Source organism: Novosphingobium organovorum (assembly GCF_022832435.1).
GTDB lineage: Bacteria > Pseudomonadota > Alphaproteobacteria > Sphingomonadales > Sphingomonadaceae > Novosphingobium > Novosphingobium organovorum.
The window spans coordinates 1-1,378 of the sequence record NZ_JALHLF010000235.1; the positions used below are offsets into that span (position 1 = coordinate 1).

Below are 1,378 nucleotides of genomic sequence, written 5' to 3' on the forward strand. Positions count from 1 at the left end.
ACCCGCCGTCCGGGCGGCGGCGCGTAAGGGGCGGGCGGGTCCGGACGGCGCAGGGCGGGGCGTCACGTTCGCCTTTCGGGGCGCTTCATCTTGGACTATAAGCCTGGCACGGGCGGATAAAGTGCTGCAGATCGGCAACGAACCTGCAATAGATGGCAATATGGCGGGGATGGCGGGGGCAAGAGAGCGTTCGCGCGGGTCGATCGTCACACGGTTGTCATCCGGTTGCAGCACTGCGCCCCGGTAAAGAGGGCATGGTGATTCGATTTATGGCATTTGCATTTGGCGCTGAGCGCTCGCTTTCGGGCAAGATTTCGAAGCTTTTCTCGGTCGTACTGGCTCTCGTGGGCGCGCTTCTGGCCCCCGTCGCGGCGCACGCGCAGGTCGGCGGGCAGCAGGACCCGGCCGGGTCTGGCCCGATCGTCAACGCGCTGGGCTGGCTGCAGGGCACGCTGCTGGGCAACGTTGCCACCGCGGTCGCGGTCATGGCGGTCGCCGCGGTCGGCTTTGGCATGTTGACCGGCCGGATGAACTGGCGCTTTGGCGCCACGGTCATCATCGGCGTGTTCATCCTGTTCGGTGCGGGCGCGATCGTCTCGGGCATCCAGCAGGTCGCGGGCTGAGGCCGTCCGATGGCGCTCGCCCGCTTTCCCGTGCACCGCGCCCTGACCCGGCCGCAGATGTTCGCCGGGGTGACTTACAGCTACTTCATCATCAACGGGCTGGTGACCACGGAAGTGTTCCTGCTCACCAAGAACTTCCTCGCGCTGCTCGCCTTCGCGGTGATGCACGTGATCGGGTATCTGGCGTGCCTGCGCGAACCGCGCGTGTTCGACCTGTGGCTCAAGAAGGTCAGCAAGTGCCCGCGCATCGCCAACTGGAAGCGCTGGGGCTGCAACAGTTACGCGCCGTGACATCGGGAGAATGACGATGGGCCGCAGTTTCAAGGACGTGCTGACCGGCTGGGCCGCCAGGGAGGTCCTGGCGGGTGACCGGCTGCCGTACGATGCGCTGGTCGACGAGCACGTGGTGCGCCTGCGCGACGGGTCGGTGATGCTGGCGCTGATGGTGCCCGGCTTCGCGTTCGAGACCGCGGACACCGAGGAACTCAACGCGCATGTCGCCACGCGCGAAGTGCTGCTGCGCTCCGCGCTCGACGCGCGTTTCGTGCTCTACCACCACGTCATCCGCCGCCGGGTCGAGATCGAACTGGACGGACGCTTCGACGATCCGCTCGCCGCGCATATCGACGCGCGCTGGCGTGAGCGCACGCGCTCGGGCGCGCTGTTCGTCAACGACCAGTTCGTCACCCTCGTGCGGCGGCCCGCGCGCGGCAAGGCGGGCTGGCCGGACAGGCTGGCGCGGCTGCTGCGCGGAC

The 1,378-nt window shown here is 67.7% G+C and carries 2 protein-coding genes and 1 pseudogene; all 3 read left to right on the plus strand.

What is annotated here, in order from left to right:
- Positions 1 to 269 precede the first annotated feature (269 nt).
- Positions 270 to 623 (plus strand): TrbC/VirB2 family protein, encoded by a 354-nt coding sequence (locus MTR62_RS20955; RefSeq protein WP_244024591.1) that lies wholly within the window; start codon positions 270 to 272, stop codon positions 621 to 623.
- 9 nt (positions 624 to 632) lie between these two features.
- A complete protein-coding gene (locus MTR62_RS20960; protein ID WP_244024593.1) occupies positions 633 to 914 on the plus strand; it encodes a type IV secretion system protein VirB3 in 282 nt (93 codons plus the stop codon).
- Between the two features lie 16 nt (positions 915 to 930).
- Positions 931 to 1,378 (plus strand): annotated as a pseudogene (locus tag MTR62_RS20965) (VirB4 family type IV secretion/conjugal transfer ATPase); the annotation flags it as partial.

Excerpts from the sequence above, each read along its gene's own strand:
- MTR62_RS20955 (WP_244024591.1), top strand. The coding sequence starts at position 270 with ATGGCATTTGCATTTGGCGCTGAGCGCTCGCTTTCGGGCAAGATTTCG.
- MTR62_RS20960 (WP_244024593.1), top strand. The coding sequence starts at position 633 with ATGGCGCTCGCCCGCTTTCCCGTGCACCGCGCCCTGACCCGGCCGCAG.